Here is a 19,842-nt window from a genome sequence, read left to right on the forward strand (position 1 = left end):
TGTATATATAACCAGAGTTGGGTGTGTTTAAATGGATGACATTCCTATACCGATCCCCAAAAGCTCCTCTCGATTTATGGATCGATTACGAACTTTCATGCGATCAAAGTATTTGGCATACAAAACCGAGCAAACCTATTGCTATTGGATTAAAGACTTCATTCGCTTTAATCAGATGCGCCACCCAGAAGCACTAGGCAAGGCTGAAGTGAATAACTGGCTCAGTCATTTGGCAACCAATCGATCCGTATCAATCAATACCCAGAAAACGGCTTTAAATGCAGTCGTATTTTTATACAAGCAGTTTATGGGCCTTGAACTAGGTGAGCTCAAATTTCACAGCAGTCATCGTCCCAGGCGGTTGCCAGTGGTTTTCAGCCATGTGGAGGCCACAGATATTTTGGGGCAGCTTACTGGCCCGGCAAAGCTTGCTGCATCTTTGATGTACGGTTCCGGTCTTAGGGTCATGGAAGCCGTGCGGCTTCGGGTGAAAGACGTTGATTTTACAGAGCAGTGTATATTCGTACGTGAAGCCAAGGGTGAAAAGTGGAGAAGGACCCTACTACCTAAATCTCTTATTGAACCATTAAGGGCCCAAATTCACTATGCTCTCTCGCTCCATCAGCAGGATCTCGTTGAAGGATATGGCGAGGTCTATCTCCCATTTGCGCTAGCCAGAAAGTTCCCAAAGGCTGCCACCAACCCCGCTTGGCAATATATATTTCCTGCTAGAGAGCGCTCGCTCGATCCTCGTAGCAATATCATACGAAGGCATCATATTGGAGAACAACAGATAAGGCGTGCAGTTGCCAAGGCTATTTCGAGCTTAGGTATACGAAAAAAAGCCAGCTGCCACACCTTCAGGCATTCATTCGCTACCAACCTATTACGATCAGGTGCAGACATTCGCAATATTCAAGAACTTCTTGGTCACAATGATATAAGTACTACGATGATCTACACACACGTGATTGGTGCTCATGAACGTGGGATTAGCAGCCCATTAGATTAGATTGAGCCCCGGGCATGACCTCTAAAAACGGTTGAGCTTTAAGTCCTTCTCTCACTCTTTGCTAAAAGACCCGTTGCTTTTTAACAGGGTACTCTGTAGTAAATATTTTCACAGTCAATCTCAAAACCTAAAGACTGATATAACTGACGTGCGCGATTGTTTCTTTTCTCTGTTTTAAGTTCAATACGAATGGCCTGAGTTTCCTTGACAAAATCTATCGCAACCTGGATCAGCTTTTTAGAAACGCCCCTCCCCCTATAGCGACTTGAAACACCTAAGTCATTTAAAATCCACAGGCGTGTAAGAGCAAGGGAAGAAAAGCTGGGATAAAGATTCACAAAACCCATTACCTCAGAACACTCGGAATCTATTGCTATAAAAAGTGTGGAAGCCTGACTGTCGATCAAGTTGCCCAGAAAAGACTCAGTTCCAATTAAGTCCGATTTATAGCCACAAAACACCCTGTATTCATCAAATAATTGAGCCACCTCAGGTACATGATGGCTTTCACATCGTAATATTTTCACAATGTCCCCTCGCAATTTACAAAAGCATTTCAGCTTACCAAATTAGCTGCAAGTCAGTTCTTGCAACTAATCCAAGGGGGCATCAGTAGAGAAATGTGGCAGTCCCAGTAGCAATTAATTCTTCCCGGTCATTACTCAACTCCATACGCGCAACCACGAGTTTATTGCCTGTGCGTAGAATTGAGCCTTCACAGAGAAAGTGCTCCCCCCTTCCGGGCTTTAAATAATCCACGCGCATATCTACCGTACCCAGCTTAGAAAGGCGATCGGCTTTTTCTTTCCAGTGCAGATCCCCCATGCGCTGATATGCAGCAACCATTGCGGTAAGGCCACCGACGGTATCCAGAGCGGTGGCAATTACGCCGCCGTGCAAAATATTCGTCCAGACGTTACCTATCAACTCCGGACGTTGTTGAAAACCGGCGGAAAGAGTAAGGGCCTCTAGGTCTAGGGAGCGCATTTCAAGGCCAATCTGCTGATTAAAAGGGATCTTTTCAAAAAATCCCTTTACCAACTCCTGAAATTCATGGGGAGAGGGCTCTGTCATAATCTTGCAACCCGGTTGAGACCATCCAGTGCGGCACTACGGTAGGCCTCTGCCATGGTGGGGTAATTAAATGTGGTGTTAACGAAATAATCGATGGTGTTATTTGGCGAGGGCTGCTTCATGATGGCCTGACCAATATGCACAATCTCTGCCGCTTCGGCACCAAAACAGTGAATGCCGAGAATTTCACGGGTTTCAATATGGAACAGGATCTTGAGCATGCCCACGCGCTCACCAGAGATCTGTGCGCGTGCAGTGTGTTTAAAGAGCGCACGCCCCACCTCATAGGGTACCTTGGCGGCTGTCAGTTCGGATTCTGTTTTTCCTACTGAGGAAATTTCCGGCAGGGTATAAATACCAGTGGGCGCATCCTCGATTACACGGTGCCCGCGGCCGGCAATAGCTGCTGCTACCGCCCTACCCTGGTCATAGGAGGCACTGGCAAGGCTGGGCCAACCAATAACATCGCCCACCGCAAAGATATTATCCACTTCCGTGCAGTAATGATCATCTACGCTTAACTGGCCGCGGTGATTCGCTTCGAGGCCGATATTTTCCAGGCCCAGGGAGCTGGTATTACCTGTACGACCATTACACCAGAGCAGTGCGTCTGCATGGATACGCTTACCTGATTGCATTTCCATAATCACGCCCTGATCATTGGGGAGCACACGCGCATACTCCTCCTGGTGACGAACGGTAACGCCCATATCGCGCAAGTGGTAACTCAAGGCATCAGAGATCTCATCATCCAGAAATTCCAACAGGCTGCTGCGGGTATTGATCAAATCTACCTTGATACCAAGACCAGCGAAAATAGAAGCGTATTCACAGCCAATCACGCCGGCGCCGTAGATCATGATGGAATGCGGCGTATGCTGCATATCCAGAATCATATCGCTGTCGTAGACACGCTCGTGATCAAAGTCCACATCTGCGGGACGATATGGACGGGAACCCGTGGCAATAATAAATTTTTTCGCGGTGACAATTTCTGTGGCGCCATCGGGCAGCTGTACTTCTACACTATTCGCATCACGGAAATTTGCCGCCCCAACGATTAGCTCAACCCGATTACGCGCATAAAAAGAGGTGTGCATTTCCACTTGATAGGAAATCACTTTATTGACTGTTTGCATCACCTGAGGGAAGGTTAGGCGGCGCGGTTCACCCAAAGCACGAAAAACACTCTGAGTGTTATAACGCATTAATTGTTTGACAGAGTGGCGCAGAGCTTTGGAGGGAATGGTGCCCTTATGGGTACAGTTACCGCCAACTACTTGGCGTTTTTCAATCACTGCGACACGCATGCCTTTTTTCGCGGCGCTCATTGCGGCGGCCTCACCAGCGGGACCAGAACCAATTACAACCAAGTCAAACTTTTGCTCTGCCATCTATAGCTCTAATTCTATTTTTCCAAAACGGAGTATGAGATTTAAGAATGCCTCACACTCACTACTAAAATCAGCACAGAAGGTGCCAATGATATAAAACAACAAGCCCGTTAATTACGGGCTTGGGAGAGATTGCTTACTTGCGCTTAGTCGCGTCGTAAGCGAGGTCTTCAGCGGCAACCTTTTGCTGACGCTTACGCTCTTGCTCTTTTTCGCATTCGTCGTCGTTGCCACCACAAATGGTGCAGTCCTGCTTCATGCCGATATTATTCAGGCCTCCACAGGAGCCTTTTAGTGGCTTATTTTGCACCATGGCGCCGAGTGCCATTCCGGCAACTACTAACAGCATGGCAATAAAAGCAAAGATAAATATTGTCATTACTCAGACCTCTCTAAGTAGGGTGCAAAGGCGCGACTATAGCGCTCCTCGAAACCCTTATCAGTTTTTACCAACATGAAAACAGCCAGGTTTTCACGTTCGGCCAAAGCCAACCCTTCCTCAGCCCCAAGTACATTGAGAGCGGTAGCAAGGCCATCTGCTTCAGCACAGGTATCTGCCAGCACTGTTACCGAGGCCAGCTTGTGCTGTAACGGTCGACCAGTGCGGGGGTCGATACTGTGCGCATAGCGCACTCCGTCGCGTTCATAGTAATTCCGGTAATCACCACTGGTAGCCACCGCCTTACCACTAACACCAATGGGCTGTTGAACCATCTGGCCGAACGAGTCAGGCGCTTCAATACCAATTACCCAGGTCTTACCTTTTGGATTCACACCCTGGGTACGCAGTTCACCGCCGATTTCGACCAAGTAGTTGCGAATTCCCTGCTGCTCCAGCAACAGTGCAACCCGGTCGACGCCGTGCCCCTTGGCGATAGCCGAAAGGTCAATTTCTACCGGTCTCTGACGAGTGATCGTATCCGGTTTACGGGTCACTTTAAGTGCATCGGAGCCGACTACCTTTTGCAGACCGGCTATCTCCGCATCCGAGGGAATTTTCTCAGGCTCTGGTTGGGGACCAAATCCCCACAAGTTAACCAATGGGCCAACGGTAACCTCGAAGGCACCCTGACTGCGTCGATAAATATCCAGGGACAGCGCCACAATATCTACCAGCGGCTCACTGACCGGGATGGCCTCACCTACAGGACCGCGGTTGAAACGCATCAACTCCGAGTCCTCGATATAGGTGGACATCTCCTGGTTGACCTGCTGCAGCTCATCGTCAATTAACGCTTGCAGCTCGCTACGCTTTACGCTTTGCGGTACATCAACAACCGTGATGTGATAAGTGGTCCCCATGGTGCGGCCACTAAGCTGCCAGTTTTCCGCTGCCGGAGTACAGGCAGTGAAAATTACAGTTGCCCAAAGCAAAAACAGGGCCGGAAGAACGGGCCCTGTTTTTGCTTTTATCGGGGCTTTGATTGCGTTTAGCAAACTAAGCTCTCCGTTTAACCACCGAAGTCATCAAGGAGGATATTTTCATCCTCTACGCCCAAGTCTTTGAGCATGCTGATTACTGCGGCGTTCATCATGGGTGGCCCACACATGTAGTACTCACAGTCTTCCGGAGCCGGGTGGTCCTTCAGGTAGTTTTCATACACTACGTTGTGAATGAAACCTGTGTAACCCGTCCAGTTGTCCTCCGGTTGCGGATCAGACAAGGCCACATGCCACTTGAAGTTATCAAACTCAGCAGCCAGACCGTTGTAGTCATCTTCGTAGAACATCTCGCGCAGAGAACGCGCGCCGTACCAGAAGCTGATCTTGCGCTTGGAATTCAGACGCTTGAGCTGGTCGAAGATGTGTGAACGCATCGGCGCCATACCGGCACCACCACCGATAAACACCATCTCGTTGTCGGTTTCCTTGGCGAAGAACTCACCGAAGGGTCCGTACACCTTGATCTTGTCACCCGGCTTCAGGCTGAACACGTAGGAAGACATCTGACCCGGCGGGATACCCTCGGTACGGGGTGGCGGAGTCGCGATACGGATGTTGAACTTAACAACACCTTTTTCTTCCGGGTAGTTAGCCATGGAGTAGGCGCGAACCACAGGCTCGGTCACCTTGGACTCCAACTTGAAGAAGCCAAAGTGCTCCCAGTCACCGCGGTACTGGTCTTCTACTTCGAAGTCGGCAAATTTAACGTGGTGAGCTGGGGCCTCCAGCTGTACATAACCGCCAGCACGGAAGTCAACGTTTTCGCCTTCGGGCAGACGCAAGGTCAGCTCCTTAATAAAGGTGGCAACGTTGGGGTTGGATTCCACAGTGCACTCCCACTGCTTCACTCCGAACACCTCTTCCGGCACTTCGATTTCCATATCTTGCTTAACCGCAACCTGACAGGAAAGACGCTTGCCTTCTTTCGCATCGCGCGGGGTAAAGTGAGCCGCTTCAGTCGGCAACATATCGCCACCGCCGGCAGTCACTTTACACACACACTGCGCACAACTGCCGCCGCCACCACAGGCGGAGGCCAGGAACAGGTTATTGGCAGCCAGGGTTTGCAGCAGCTTGCCGCCGGCTGGCACGGTGAGAGTCTTCTCACCGTTAACCAAAATGTTGACGTTGCCGGTGTTTACCAGGCGCGAGCGGGCCGCAAGGATCACCGCCACCAGCGCCAGTACGATGACAGTAAACATCGCTACGCCGAGGATAATTTCAATACTCATTCTATTGTTTTCCCCGCTTAGATATCGATGCCGCCGAAGGACATGAAGCCCAGGGACATCAGACCAACGGTTACGAAGGTGATGCCCAGACCTTTCAGGCCATCCGGAACGTCACTGTACTTCAGCTTTTCACGAATACCGGCCAGAGCGGTAATCGCCAGTGCCCAACCGAGGCCGGCACCGAAACCGTAGGCAACACTCTCACCGAACGCGTATTCGCGCTCAACCATGAACAGGGAGGCACCCATGATGGCGCAGTTCACGGTGATCAGCGGCAGGAATACACCCAGGGCGTTGTAGAGCGCTGGTACATATTTATCCAGGAACATCTCCAGGATCTGTACCAGTGCCGCAATTACGCCGATGTAAGACAGCAGGCCGAGGAAGCTCAGGTCCACGTCGGGGTAACCGGCCCAGGCCAGTGCGCCGTCTTTCAGCAGGTAGGTGTAAATCAGGTTGTTCACCGGTACTGTCAGAGTCAGTACCACGATAACCGCAATACCCAGGCCAATCGCAGCTTCAATCTTCTTCGATACGGCCAGGAAGGTACACATACCGAGGAAGAAGGCCAACGCCATGTTTTCAACGAAAACGGCGCGGATAATCAAAGAAATATAATGTTCCATGGATTAGGCCTCCTGCGCTTGGGAATTAGGCGCAATCTTGAACTCGTCTTGCTCAACCTGAGCAGGCTTCCAGGCGCGTATTGCCCAGATGAACAGGCCGATCAGGAAGAATGCACTGGGCGGCAATAACAGCAGGCCGTTGGGGATATACCAGCCACCGTTGCTCACGGTGGTCAGGATATCTACACCGAACAGTTTGCCAGCGCCGAACAGTTCACGGATTACCGCGAGACCAATCAGGATAACGCTGTAGCCCAGACCGTTACCGAGACCATCGAAGAAGCTGGGCAGCGGCGGGTTCTTCATAGCGAAGGCTTCCGCACGACCCATTACGATACAGTTGGTAATGATCAGGCCAACGAATACGGACAACTGCTTGGAGATGTCGTATGCCAATGCCTTGATCAACTGATCCACCAGAATTACCAATGAGGCAATCACGGTCATCTGAACGATGATGCGGATACTGTTCGGGATCTGGTTGCGGATCAGAGATACCGCAACGTTGGAACAGGCCACAACCGAGGTCAGAGCGATACACATTACCAGGGTTACCTGCAGCGAGCTGGTTACAGCCAGTGCAGAACAGATGCCCAGGATCTGCAGTGCGATCGGGTTGTTGTTAAAAATCGGCTCTAGCAGAGTCTCTTTGATTTTCATGCTTATGCCTCCCCTGCTTTCAGGTTTTTCAGGAAGGGACCATAACCTTGGTTACCCAGCCAGAAGTTCACCAGGTTGCTAACGCCCTTACTGGTCAGAGTTGCACCGGACAGGCCGTCTACTTCGTGAATCGCATTCGGGCTGTTGGGGTTAACCTGGCCTTTGATCACAGCGATATCTACGTCGCCTTGCTTATTGAAGACTTGCTTACCAACCCACTGGGCTTTCCAGTTAGGGTTGTCCACTTCGCCACCCAGTCCGGGAGTTTCCTTGTGCTCGTAGAAGCCGAGGCCCGCTACGGTGTCTAGGTTGCTCTCCAGCGCGAGGAAGCCGTACAAGGTACCCCAAAGTCCGTAGCCACGAACAGGCAGAATGATCTTGTCCAGTTGGCCATCTTTCTCTACCAGGTAAACCTCTTTAATGTTTTCCCGACGGATAATCTTGGCGGTATCCTCGTCTGCCGGCAGTCTCTCACTGGCAGAGGGAATCTTGGAAGCAGCGCGACCGCTGCCGCCAGCCGGCGCTTCATCGGTGAACTTACCGGTGTTCAGATCAACGTATTTGATCTTCACATCGGCGAAGGCTTTCTCTACTTCCGCTTTGTTAGCGCGAGAGTCCTTCAGCAGGCCACCAGCCATCAGTACGTTGCGCTTCATGTCCAGCTCGGCATTCGCCTGCTGGGCAGGCTTCAGCATTACCGCCGCAGTGGAAACCACCACAGAGCACACCAGGCACATTACCAGCGCGACAATCAGAGTACCGGTTACGGAATCTTTATTAGCCACGTGCCAACCTCCGTTTGATATTGGACTGCACCACAAAGTGGTCAAACAGCGGAGCGAACAGGTTAGCGAACAAGATCGCCAGCATCATGCCTTCCGGGAAGGCCGGGTTCACTACACGAATCAGGACAACCATCACCCCGATCAGGATGCCGTACCACCAGCGACCAGTGTTGGTCATGGCAGCGGAAACCGGGTCAGTGGTCATAAAGATCAGGCCGAAAGCAAAACCGCCCACTACCAGGTGCCAGTACCAGGGTACCTGGAACATCGGGTTGGTTTCGGAACCGATCATGTTGAACATAAATGCGGTGGCCATCATACCCAGCAGAGTGCCGGCTACGATGCGCCAGCTGGCGATCTTCATGCCCATCAGAATTACACCGGCAATCAGGATAGCCAGGGTAGAAGTTTCACCGATGGAACCATGTATCTTGCCGAAGAAAGCGTCGAACCAGGTTACCTGGCCAACCGCAGCATTCACGATACCGTTCTGGATACCTTCGCTGGCCATGACAGACAGCGCGGTAGCGCCGGTGTAACCGTCAACCGCAGTCCATACTGCATCGCCAGACATCGCTGCCGGATAGGCGAAGAATACGAACGCACGACCGGTAAGTGCCGGGTTGAGGAAGTTTTTGCCGGTACCACCGAACACTTCCTTACCGATCACCACACCGAAGCTGATGCCCATAGCCACCATCCACAGAGGCAGATCCGGCGGACAGGTCAAGGCGAACAGGATGGAGGTTACGAAGAAACCTTCGTTCACTTCATGACCGCGCACAGCGGCGAACAGCACTTCCCAGATACCACCCACAATAAAGGTGACCGCATAAATCGGCAGGAAGTACATGGCTCCGTAGACAAAGTTGTCCCACAGGCTCGCAGGGTTATAGGAGGTCAGAGCACCAATAATGGCGTGACGCCAGCCGGACAGATCCGGATTGGTCATACCTTCCAGAATAGTGTTGGCCTGGAAACCGATATTCCACATACCGTAGAACGCCGGGATCATCGCACAAGCCCACACGGTGATCATAATACGCTTCAGGTCGATACCATCGCGCACATGAGAGGTGGTCTTGGTTTTATCAGCCGGCTGGAACAAGCCAGTATCAATGGCCTCAAAGAGGGCATAGAACTTTTCGAACTTGCCACCTTTGTGGAATTTCGGTTCGATGGAATCGAGGAATTTACGCAACATACTTACCCCTCCTTCTCAATACGGGTCAGGTTGTCCCGCAAAATGGGGCCGTATTCGTACTTGCCCGGACACACAAAGGTGCACAGTGCCAGATCTTCCTCATCCAACTCCAGAGCACCCAGTTTCTGGGCCATAGCGGTATCACCCACGATCAGGGAGCGCAGTAGCTGGGTCGGCAGTACGTCCAGCGGCATGACCTTCTCATAAGTGCCGACCGGTACCATGGCACGCTCGGAACCGTTAGTACTGGTGGTGAAGTTGAACAGTCTGTTCTTGAACAGGCGCGAAAGATAAATCGGGAAAACGGAGAAGCGCTTGTTACCGGCACGCAGATAGTGCAGGAAAGGACGCTCACCACCCTCTTCCAGCACAGATACCTGATTATGGTAACGACCCAGGTAACCCAAAGGACCTTCAGCAGTGCTGCCGCCAAATACGGAGCCGGAAATAACGCGGTCGTTATCACCTTTCAACTCACCGGAAGTCAAAGTTTCCAGGCTGGCGCCGAGACGAGTGCGCACAAGTCGGGGCTGTTTAACTTGAGGGCCGGCCAGGGAAACAACGCGATCGGTGAAAAGTTTACCGGTGGTAAACAGTTTGCCTACGGCGATCACATCCTGGTAATTAATGGTAAATACACTGCGAGAACCGGAAACCGGGTTCAAGTAGTGGATATGGGTACCGGACAGGCCAGCCGGGTGGGGGCCGGCAAAAGCTTCGCGGCGAATATTCGCAGCGCTCGGTACGGGGATATCTGCATCAGGAGCGGTACAGACGTAAGTGGTTTCCGACAGCTTGGAAAGAATCTCAACGCCCTGAGAGAAGGCTTTGGGGTTCTCGGCAATGACCACTTCTGGGTTGGCAGCCAGAGGATTGGTGTCCATCGCATTAATAAACACCGCTTCCGGCTTGGCATCCAAAGCGGGAACGCGGCTGAACGGGCGGGTACGCAGTGCGGTCCACATACCGGATTCAACCAGGTTCTCAACGACCTGTTCGCGCGTCAGACCAGATAGCTTATCTACGCTATAGCTCTGGAACTGTTCTGCTGCATCGCCGTCTATGCCAATCACAACGGATTGCAGAACACGGCGAGCACCGCGATTGATAGCAACAACACGACCGGCGGCCGGCGCGGTGTAGCGCACGCCTTCGGTTTTTTTGTCACTGAACAGTAGCTGACCAAGATTGACGCGATCCCCTACAGCCACTGCCATTGTCGGCTTCATCCCGTGATAATCGGGGCCGAGAACAGCAACGGTCTTGATCGCAGGTCCTTTGTGGATGACCTGCTCGGGCGCGCCGGATATGGGTAAGTCCAATCCCCGACGGATCTTTCTCATACGCCTATGCCTAAGTTTCTAGTTTATAAAATTGCAATAAAGCCCACCCGCCCAGGTTCAAACTGAAAAACAGTCAATCCCGGACTGGCGAGCCATACTGTGGAATTCTGTGCTGCGAGGGCTTATGCCGTTTCACCCGTAGACCGGGCGGAAGGAAGCTAACTAAAGGTTGTGCGCGCTAACTTCTCGGCGCACGGCCGCCCCGCAAAATCGCGCGCATTATAAAGATGGGGCAAAAGCTTTACCAGTCTGGAAGCGTCCAAAGTGGCACTAAGATGGGAAATTTCTACTGAAAAAACAGGGATTTGGAAAGATGTGGGCGGACGGCTGTGACTGCCGCCCCACCCTCATGGCCGGCCCAAAGAGCCGACCTGCAGACCTCAAGCTGACGCCTTAGTCTTTCTTGGGGAACAACTCGTAACGAACGCCAGCCATATCTTCCAAGCAGCGAACCACTTGACAGCTATAACCGAACTCGTTGTCGTACCAGCAGTAGAGCACTGCGTTCTTACCATCCACGATAGTCGCAGTGGAATCGAATACGCAGGCAACGCGGGAGCCAACAAAATCGCTGGATACCACTTCCGGGGAGTTGGTGAAATCGATCTGCTGACGCAGTGGCGAGTGCAGCGCCACGTCGCGCATATATTCGTTCAGCTCTTCCTTGGTGGTCTCTTTACCCAGGTTCAGGTTCAGGATCGCCATGGAAACATTGGGGGTCGGAACGCGAATTGCGTTACCGGTAAGCTTACCTTTCAGCTCGGGCAGCGCTTTGGCAACCGCCTTGGCAGCACCGGTTTCAGTCAGAACCATATTCAGCGCTGCTGCGCGACCGCGACGCTCACCTTTGTGATAGTTGTCGATCAGGTTCTGGTCATTGGTGTAGGCGTGTACAGTTTCTACGTGGCCGTGCTCAACGCCGTAACCGTCCATCATCGCCTTCAGCACAGGCACGATGGCGTTAGTGGTACAGGAAGCGGCAGACAGCACCTTGTCTTCCGGCTTGATGTCGCTACTGTTGATACCGTAAACGATATTCTTGATATCGCCCTTGCCCGGTGCAGTCAGAAGCACTTTGGAGGCGCCGGGGCTCTGCAGGTGCTGGCTCAGGCCTTCTTCATCGCGCCATACACCGGTACTGTCAACGATAATCGCATCGTTGATACCGTGCTGGGTGTAATCCACTTCCTGCGGGGAGTTGGCGTAGATAATCTTGATTTCGTTACCGTTACAGATCAGGGAGTTGGTCTCCTCGTCTACACGGATAGTGCCCTGGAAGGCGCCATGTACGGAGTCGCGACGCAGCAGAGAAGCGCGCTTCACCAGATCGTTGGGGGCCTTACCCTTGCGCAGTACGATAGCGCGCAGACGCAGAACGTCACCACTACCGGCCTTGTCGATCAGCAGGCGGGCAACCAGACGGCCGATACGGCCAAAACCGTAGATCACAACATCTTTGGATTCAGGCAGAGGCTTGCCGGCACCCGCTGCGTCGGACAGCTCTTCACGTACAAACTCATCCACAGACAAGCCGCGATCGTCGCGCATGTACTTGTTGGTCATGGTTCCCAGGTCGATATGTACGGGACCCAGCTCCATCTTGCAGATGGCTTCCAATACAGGGAAGGTTTCAAACTCGGAGAGTTCATTTTCCTCAACCTGACGCACGAAACGGTGCGCTTTCATAATGCTCAGCACTGAGCGATTAACCAGGTTGCGGCCGTACATATAAATACCGACGTTGCTCTCACGGTTGAGCTTTCCAATCATCGGGATCATGGATTCAGCCAGTGCTTCACGCTGTTTCCAGTCCTTGAAAAAGTCCGCGGGCTTCGGTCGCTTCTGAGTCACTATCGGACACCTCTGCAATGTGTTTAATAGGCAGGAAATCACGGCCCACAAACCACTCGGGGCCGTATGGCTGCGCATTATCAGTATTCACCCGCTGCTACGCAACTGCGCAAAAAAAAACCAAAAAAATGTAGTAAAACTACCTTTTTGTTGTCACAAGCCCTCGCGATACGCAACCCCCTAAAAATTGCAGCCGTTTGAGATCGAAACCACAGGCACAGATATCATAGACTGCAGCCCGATCCGATCGCGGCTACAATAGCCGCCCCTGGCACTACAGCAAATGAAAGCGCGGATATTTAAGGAACGATGACCGATATACAGCCCCTGACTCCCCCCAAATTTCACAGCACCACCGACCGGCAATTCTGGGGACAACTTCACGGCGCAGCGGCCGCACTCGCCATTCTGAATGCTGCTCGCGACAGTCAATCCCCCACACTGCTGATCACTCGTGACAGCCTCGAAGCGCACCGCTTAGAGGTACAGCTGAAATTTTTTAACAAAGCGCGGAGAGATGCAGCCTCAGAGGGCGACTTTGAGATCTTTCATTTTCCAGACTGGGAAATTCTCCCCTACGATACCTTCTCCCCCCACCAGGATATTATCTCGGACCGCCTGGCAACCCTCTACCGCCTGCCGCAAATGGGGAGCGGTATTGTCATAGTGCCCGTGAGCACCTTAATGCATCGCCTGCCGCCAAGTGATTACGTAGCTGGCAATGCGCTGATCCTCAATGAGGGGCAACAATTTGATATTGATATCCAGCGTCGCCTGTTAGAGCAGGCAGGCTATCACTGTGTAGATACCGTCTATGAACACGGTGAGTTTGCCGTGCGCGGCTCACTCATGGATATTTTCCCTATGGGCAGTCCACTGCCCTATCGCATCGATCTATTCGACGATGAAATTGAATCCCTGCGCACCTTTGACCCAGAAACCCAACGCACAGTGGATAAGGTGGAAACTATTCACCTGCTGCCCGCAAGAGAGTTCCCAATGCACAAGGCCGGTCTTTCCGGCTTTCTGCGGAACTGGCATGAACAATTCCAGGTGGACCCCAGTCTTGTGTCCATCTACCAGGATATCAGTGCAGGAATTGCCCCAGCGGGTATCGAATACTATCTGCCGCTATTTTTTGATAACAATTGCGCGAGCCTGTTCGACTACCTACCCGAGAACAGCCAAGCTTTTATCCAAGGAAATGTGCAAGCACCTGTTGATAGCTTTTGGCGCGAGGTCAGCAACCGCTATGAGAGCCGCCGCGGCGATCTGACCCGCCCAATTCTTCAACCACGCCAGATTCTGCTGGATATCGATGAATTCAATGGCGCGCTCAAATCGATGCCAAGGGCCATCTTCTCTGCAGAGACGCTGCCCGATGCCCAGGGCAATTACAACTTTGCCACCCAAGTACCTCCAACCCTACCGGTAGACGGCAAGGCCGAGCAACCAATGGCCGCCCTGGAAAGTTACCTGATGGAGTACTCCGGGCGAGTGCTCTTCTGTGCCGAAAGCGGCGGGCGCCGCGAGGCATTGCTGGAGCTTTTAAAAGGTATTCGCCTGACTCCCCCAACCTATGCCAGCTGGGAAGAATTCCTCCAAAGCAATGAATCCATCGGGATCACCGTAGCGCCCCTGGATCAGGGCCTGTTACTGACCGATCCTGCCGTCAACCTGATCGCTGAGCCGCAGTTATTTGGCGAGCGGGTGCTACAACAGCGCCGCCGCAAAAAAGCCAAAGATGATGCAGACAATGCAGTCAAAAACCTGGCCGAATTGCGTATCGGCGCCCCGGTAGTGCATATCGATCAAGGAGTGGGACGCTACCGCGGCCTGCAACACCTGGAAATCGATGGACAGCCTGCCGAGTTCTTGACTCTGGAATACGCCAATGAAGCCAAGCTCTATGTTCCCGTAGCCAGCCTGCACCTGATCAGCCGTTACTCCGGTGCCGACGAGGCCCTGGCTCCACTGCATAAAATGGGCAGCGAACAGTGGCAGAAAGCCAAGCGCAAAGCCGCCGAAAAAGTTCGTGATGCCGCTGCCGAACTCCTGGATATCTATGCGCGTCGTGAAGCCCGTGTAGGTCACGCTTTTGCCGACCCCAAGCTGGCTTATAGAGAATTTTCAGCCGGCTTCCCCTTCGAGGAAACGCCAGACCAGCAGCAGGCCATTGAAGCCGTGATTGGCGACATGCAGTCGAAAAAGCCCATGGACCGACTGGTGTGTGGCGATGTGGGCTTTGGTAAAACCGAAGTCGCTATGCGTGCGGCCTTTGTCGCCGCCCATGCCGGCAAGCAAGTGGCCATGCTGGTACCCACCACCCTATTAGCGCAACAACATTTTCAGTCTTTCCAAGATCGCTTCGCCGACTGGCCCATCAATATTGAAGTGATCTCCCGCTTCCGTTCAGGCAAAGAAGTGGACAGCGTGAAAGAGAAGATAGCCAGTGGCAAAGTGGATATCCTTGTCGGTACCCATAAGCTTCTACAGAGCGACCTGGATTTTAAGAATCTCGGACTGCTGATTATCGACGAAGAACACCGCTTTGGGGTACGCCAGAAAGAGCGCCTCAAGAGCCTGCGCGCCGAAGTGGATATCCTCAACCTAACCGCCACACCGATCCCGCGCACTTTAAATATGGCAATGGCCGGCATTCGCGATCTATCAGTCATCGCCACGCCGCCGGCGCGACGCCTCTCTGTAAAAACTTTCGTGCGCGAGCGCGACGATGCACTGGTGAAGGAGGCCATACTGCGGGAGATCCTCCGCGGCGGCCAGGTGTATTTCCTGCACAATGAAGTGAAAAGCATTGAGCGTATCGCCCGAGAATTACAGGAGCTGATTCCCGAGGCCCGCATCGGTATCGGTCACGGTCAGATGCGTGAGCGCGAACTGGAGCAGGTCATGAGTGACTTTTACCACAAGCGCTTTAACGTACTGGTGTGTACCACCATTATCGAAACCGGTATCGACGTCCCAACTGCCAACACAATACTGATCGAACGCGCAGACAAATTTGGCCTGGCCCAGCTGCACCAGCTGCGTGGTCGTGTGGGGCGATCCCACCACCAAGCCTATGCCTACTTGCTGACCCCCAACAAACGCTCAATGACTGGCGACGCGGTCAAGCGACTGGAAGCCATCAGTGAAGCCCAGGATCTTGGGGCTGGATTCACTCTAGCGACCCACGATCTGGAAATCCGTGGCGCCGGCGAGTTACTTGGTGAGGAACAGAGCGGTCAAATCCAGAGTGTCGGCTTCAACCTGTATATGGAGATGCTCGACCGCGCGGTAAAAGCCATTCGCGAGGGGCGCACTCCCAATATCGACGACCCCCTGGAGTCCCCGGCTGTAGACGTCAATCTGCGGGTACCGGCGCTGATTCCAGAGGACTACTTGCCGGATGTCCATGGCCGTCTAATGATGTACAAACGTATCGCCAACGCAGTTGATCGCCAACAACTGAAGGAGTTACAGGTGGAGATGATCGACCGCTTTGGTCTACTGCCAGAACCGGTCAAACACCTGTTCCGCACCACCGAAATAAAACTGAAGGCCGATAAAATGGGCATTCGCAAATTGGAAGCCTCCGCCGCTCGAGGCCGCATCGAGTTTGCCGAAAATACCCAAGTAGACCCCCTCACCCTGGTGAAATTGGTGCAAACACAGCCGGGACGCTACCAGCTGGCTGGCGCCAACCAGCTGAACTTCAGCCTTGATGAAGAGGGCGCCGACCGCAAGCTACAGGAAATAAGCGAAGTGCTGGAGCGCTTAGCCCAGTGATAGTATCCGGTAGCTAGTGACCTGATCGATCGACAGGGGGGCCACCCCCTGCCACAATCCCGGCCTATATAGCTGGCCGCGAAATACTCACCCTGCTCTGACGATAGACAGGACAGATGGAAGAAAGTGGTAACCCAATGACCATAAAAAAGATAGTGCACCTCTGCTCTACACTTGCCCTGGCACTCTCCGCCACGACCTCACAGGCGGCGAACTACGCCGGCAATACTTTCGAAATCGAGATGATCGTGTTCGAACGCCCCCAAGGTATGGCACAAACCAATGAAACCTGGCCTGCGGAGCCGAGCCTCACCTACCCTGCTCGCTGGGTGGACTTCGACACCCCTGCACCCCGGGAGGAAAAAGCAGAATCCCCTATCGCAACCGCATTCCCTGAATCCACAGAGCTCCCCCAAGAAGATACAGCATTGGACGAGGAGCCTGTCAGCTTTGCAGTCAGCGAGTTCGGCGATCACAATACTGACCAAGCCCCCCCCCTCCGCTTACTCCTCTCCCCCGTAGACACCAAGCTGGATACTAAGGCGGCAGCTCTAGTGAGAGGCGGGGATCGCATTTTATTCCACAAAGCTTGGCACCAAGTTTTGGAGCAAAAACATAAGTCACCAGCAATCCTGATTGATGGTGGCGAAACCTTTTCAGGACACAGCCAACTGGAAGGGTCTATTACCTTGAGCGTCTCACGCTATTTACACCTGAGTACAAACCTTTGGCTCAATGATTTCTCTGCTCCCGCATCTGTGGAGGGTATCCGCCTGCCTCATCGACCCAAGGCTGCTCCAACACCCTCCGAGGAGACAATTTCTTTCACTACCACAAATGAAGGGTTTATTGCTTCCAATCCGGATAGGCATAACTTCTCAAACGCAGCAGGAGACCGGGAGCCAACAACCCTAGATGCCCCGACTGAGCAACCGGTATATGTGATGCGGGCCGCTCATTTACAGCATGAGCGCCGTATGCGAAGCGGCCAACTGCACTATATTGACCACCCGGCTTTTGGTATTTTGATTGAAATTCGCACTGTGGCTGAAAGCAACGAAGAAGTCACAGAAGAAACCACCCCAGTTACCTTATAAACAGCCAATTAATACTCTTTTAAATACCCCCCTTCAAAGGGGGTATTCCATATACAACAGTATATATAACCAAACAAATTACACTTTCCTAAATCTATAAAAGCCGAATCGAATCCGGCATAACAGATAACACAACCAAACCAATTTGACTGCAATTTATAAAATAAAATTTTACAAAGGCAGCAACTTAACGATATCCGGCAAAAAACAAGTACAAAGACACGGAAGGCGAAGAGAAAAACTCACCCCATTATTACAACACCCTCGCTCAAGTGAAAATCACTAGAGAAGAAAAATAGCCAAATAAAATAAAAAAGCTTAATAAAGAAGCAGCAATAAAGATTTTTAAATTTATTCCGCCAGACAGAACTGAAACCCTAACTCCTAATATTAAATTGGTTTCAAGATTATTAAAGCTTCACAAATAGCCTGGAGCGCTTTCAGAAATTAAAGGCGCAGGCAATTAATACATTTCAAAATATAACGAAACTCGTGGGACTGGTCATATATGTATGCAAACCGCCATAAGACACATATTGAACCAAGCGAATGGAGAAATAGAAAAGCGAGCTGAAAAGCCCGCTTTGGAGGCGCTGGCAGAGCTAGCGGCTGGCACCGCAAACTCTACGCGACAACAGTTCTTTCAACGAGTGATCCTAAAATCACTCACAGGGAACAACATCTTCCGCCAGCAGTCCTTTGTCACCTTGTTGCATTTCGAACTCAACCGCCTGCCCCTCGTTAAGGGTTTTATAACCCTCTCCGCGAATGCTGCGATAGTGAACAAAAATATCTTCAGTTCCTTCTCCACAGGTGATGAAGCCATAACCCCGTGCGTTATTAAACCACTTCACTGTACCTGTAACGCGATCACTCATTGAGAAAACCTCATTATTGTTATTGCGCCTACCTCTATTACCTCACTGCTCAATTCGGCAAGAGGGGCAAACGCCACCCCATTGTTAACAAACTGCTCCATGCAGAATGCTATCTTGCTTCACCCTATTGAGAGTAACCCAAAGGGCGTAACCTGATTCTTAGATAAAACAGCGCCAGTGTCTAGGTTTCTATGTGAAATAAATACTACGTTTTTACCAATAGGCGTAATTAACCGTCAAAACCCCAATTAGGCGCGATATTTAAACTAAACATTTGTACCTTATCGCACTCCCAATACTCAACTGTCTAACGCGGCTTCTCGCGCTAATGAAGGAATATCGGCAATATGTACCGTCGAGGTCGGAAATGCACAAGACGCACCATGGCGCTCAATTATATTGAGTACATTCAACAAAACATCCTGTTTGATTTCATGGTATCTCACCCACTCTGTCGTTCTGGTAAAGGTGTATATAAAGAAATCAAGGGATGAGGCTGCAAAACTATTAAAATTAACAATAAGAGTTCGGTTGGCATCTATTTCCGGGTGATGCTGTAACATTTTCTTAACATCTGCCACTATCTGCGCCATTAAATGGCCATCTTCATAACGAACCCCAATAGTTTCAAAGATCCTGCGATTGAGCATTCGCGAAGGGTTCTCGACAGAAATCTGCGTGAAGACACTATTAGGCACATAAACTGGGCGCATATCAAAGGTGCGTATGCGAGTCAGGCGCCAGCCAATATCCTCTACAGTCCCCTCAATCTCCTTGTCCGGGGAGCGTATCCAATCGCCAACCGCAAAGGGGCGATCTAAGTAAATCATCAGCCCACCAAAGAAATTCGCCAGCAAATCCTTAGCGGCAAAGCCAACCGCCAAACCCCCAATGCCACCAAAGGCCAAAACGCCACTGACGCTATAGCCTAGGAACTGCATAATCACTATACCCGCAGTGATAGCGATCGAAGCCCGCACCAGCTTGCCGATGGCTCTAACCGTGGTGGCATCCATCGGCTTGCCAATATAGCGGGGATTGCAAAGGTTACGCTCCGCGCTGTGCGAGAAGCGCCAAGCGAACCAGGAGAGGACCAAAATAAGGCCTATCTCGCGGGCAGGCTCTGCCAGGGAGAAAATCTCTGCACCCGTCGCCTGACCCGCACGCTGGGCGGCCACCGTGAGCCCCAACAGCCAGATTAATACTTGTCCAGGAGGGGAGAGAGCCCCTACCAGCGCATCATCCCAGGGATTGACGGTCTTCTCAGCCCTGGCAGCCAGTTTTTGCACAAAGCGGCCGAAAACCCAGGCCGCCAGTGCGGAAGCTAATACAATAAGAAAAACAGAGATTATCCAAACCCGGTTATCACCCAACCAGGACAACAGCACACTCTCTACGGACTCCACAATTCCCCCTCCGCTTATAAAACCGGCTCCAGCCGCCCATAGGTTCTT

The 19,842-nt window shown here is 52.0% G+C and carries 17 protein-coding genes; 3 read left to right on the forward strand and 14 right to left on the reverse strand.

Annotated features, from left to right (window positions below; genetic code table 11):
- Positions 1-31 precede the first annotated feature (31 nt).
- Positions 32-1,012 carry an integron integrase gene (locus ACJJIC_RS15110; RefSeq protein WP_445357328.1) on the forward strand — a complete coding sequence of 327 codons (981 nt, stop codon included), beginning with the start codon at positions 32-34 and terminating at the stop codon, positions 1,010-1,012.
- Between the two features lie 80 nt (positions 1,013-1,092).
- On the opposite strand, the gene ACJJIC_RS15115 is transcribed toward ACJJIC_RS15110, so the two are convergent.
- The 12 genes from ACJJIC_RS15115 to ACJJIC_RS15170 form a co-directional block, all read right to left on the reverse strand.
- Complete coding sequence (locus ACJJIC_RS15115) at positions 1,093-1,539, reverse strand: GNAT family N-acetyltransferase (protein ID WP_444909417.1); 447 nt, start codon at positions 1,537-1,539, stop codon at positions 1,093-1,095.
- Between the two features lie 82 nt (positions 1,540-1,621).
- Complete coding sequence (locus ACJJIC_RS15120) at positions 1,622-2,086, reverse strand: thioesterase family protein (protein ID WP_252081947.1); 465 nt, start codon at positions 2,084-2,086, stop codon at positions 1,622-1,624.
- Positions 2,083-3,480 carry a Si-specific NAD(P)(+) transhydrogenase gene (gene sthA / locus ACJJIC_RS15125; RefSeq protein ID WP_444909416.1) on the reverse strand — a complete coding sequence of 466 codons (1,398 nt, stop codon included), beginning with the start codon at positions 3,478-3,480 and terminating at the stop codon, positions 2,083-2,085. Before sthA ends, ACJJIC_RS15120 begins: the two co-directional genes overlap by 4 nt.
- A gap of 136 nt (positions 3,481-3,616) precedes the next feature.
- Positions 3,617-3,859: a (Na+)-NQR maturation NqrM gene (gene nqrM / locus ACJJIC_RS15130; RefSeq protein WP_252081949.1), complete on the reverse strand. Its 243-nt coding sequence runs from the start codon at positions 3,857-3,859 to the stop codon at positions 3,617-3,619.
- Positions 3,859-4,917, reverse strand: a complete 1,059-nt coding sequence (locus ACJJIC_RS15135) for an FAD:protein FMN transferase (RefSeq protein ID WP_445357329.1) — start codon at positions 4,915-4,917, stop codon at positions 3,859-3,861. The genes nqrM and ACJJIC_RS15135 overlap by 1 nt, the downstream gene beginning before the upstream one ends.
- 14 nt (positions 4,918-4,931) lie before the next feature.
- Positions 4,932-6,155 (reverse strand): NADH:ubiquinone reductase (Na(+)-transporting) subunit F, encoded by a 1,224-nt coding sequence (gene nqrF / locus ACJJIC_RS15140; RefSeq protein ID WP_252081951.1) that lies wholly within the window; start codon positions 6,153-6,155, stop codon positions 4,932-4,934.
- Positions 6,156-6,172: 17 nt separating this feature from the next.
- The gene (nqrE, locus tag ACJJIC_RS15145) at positions 6,173-6,781 is read right to left on the reverse strand and encodes an NADH:ubiquinone reductase (Na(+)-transporting) subunit E (RefSeq protein ID WP_444909414.1); all 609 of its coding nucleotides are present in this window, start codon (positions 6,779-6,781) and stop codon (positions 6,173-6,175) included.
- A 3-nt stretch (positions 6,782-6,784) separates the two neighbouring features.
- Positions 6,785-7,441 carry an NADH:ubiquinone reductase (Na(+)-transporting) subunit D gene (locus tag ACJJIC_RS15150; RefSeq protein WP_252081952.1) on the reverse strand — a complete coding sequence of 219 codons (657 nt, stop codon included), beginning with the start codon at positions 7,439-7,441 and terminating at the stop codon, positions 6,785-6,787.
- A 2-nt stretch (positions 7,442-7,443) separates the two neighbouring features.
- Positions 7,444-8,226, reverse strand: coding sequence for a Na(+)-translocating NADH-quinone reductase subunit C (locus ACJJIC_RS15155; protein WP_252081953.1), 783 nt, complete (start codon positions 8,224-8,226; stop codon positions 7,444-7,446).
- Positions 8,219-9,430, reverse strand: coding sequence for an NADH:ubiquinone reductase (Na(+)-transporting) subunit B (locus tag ACJJIC_RS15160; protein ID WP_252081954.1), 1,212 nt, complete (start codon positions 9,428-9,430; stop codon positions 8,219-8,221). The genes ACJJIC_RS15155 and ACJJIC_RS15160 overlap by 8 nt, the downstream gene beginning before the upstream one ends.
- A gap of 2 nt (positions 9,431-9,432) precedes the next feature.
- Positions 9,433-10,773: a Na(+)-translocating NADH-quinone reductase subunit A gene (locus tag ACJJIC_RS15165; RefSeq protein WP_445357330.1), complete on the reverse strand. Its 1,341-nt coding sequence runs from the start codon at positions 10,771-10,773 to the stop codon at positions 9,433-9,435.
- A 393-nt stretch (positions 10,774-11,166) separates the two neighbouring features.
- Positions 11,167-12,627 (reverse strand): glyceraldehyde-3-phosphate dehydrogenase, encoded by a 1,461-nt coding sequence (locus tag ACJJIC_RS15170; RefSeq protein ID WP_444885908.1) that lies wholly within the window; start codon positions 12,625-12,627, stop codon positions 11,167-11,169.
- Between the two features lie 306 nt (positions 12,628-12,933).
- On the opposite strand from ACJJIC_RS15170, the gene mfd reads away from it, so the two are divergent.
- Both mfd and ACJJIC_RS15180 read left to right on the forward strand, forming a co-directional pair.
- On the forward strand, positions 12,934-16,413 hold the full coding sequence (mfd, locus tag ACJJIC_RS15175; RefSeq protein ID WP_445357331.1) for a transcription-repair coupling factor: 3,480 nt from the start codon (positions 12,934-12,936) through the stop codon (positions 16,411-16,413).
- Between the two features lie 137 nt (positions 16,414-16,550).
- Positions 16,551-17,510, forward strand: a complete 960-nt coding sequence (locus ACJJIC_RS15180) for a CsiV family protein (protein ID WP_445357332.1) — start codon at positions 16,551-16,553, stop codon at positions 17,508-17,510.
- 662 nt (positions 17,511-18,172) lie between these two features.
- Here the strand turns inward: ACJJIC_RS15180 and ACJJIC_RS15185 are convergent.
- Positions 18,173-18,388, reverse strand: a complete 216-nt coding sequence (locus ACJJIC_RS15185; RefSeq protein WP_020413094.1) for a cold-shock protein — start codon at positions 18,386-18,388, stop codon at positions 18,173-18,175.
- A 299-nt stretch (positions 18,389-18,687) separates the two neighbouring features.
- On the reverse strand, positions 18,688-19,794 hold the full coding sequence (locus tag ACJJIC_RS15190) for a mechanosensitive ion channel family protein (protein ID WP_444909410.1): 1,107 nt from the start codon (positions 19,792-19,794) through the stop codon (positions 18,688-18,690).
- Between the last annotated feature and the right edge of the window lie 48 nt (positions 19,795-19,842).

It is taken from the genome of Microbulbifer mixtoriginis (SeqCode) (genome assembly GCF_052468275.1).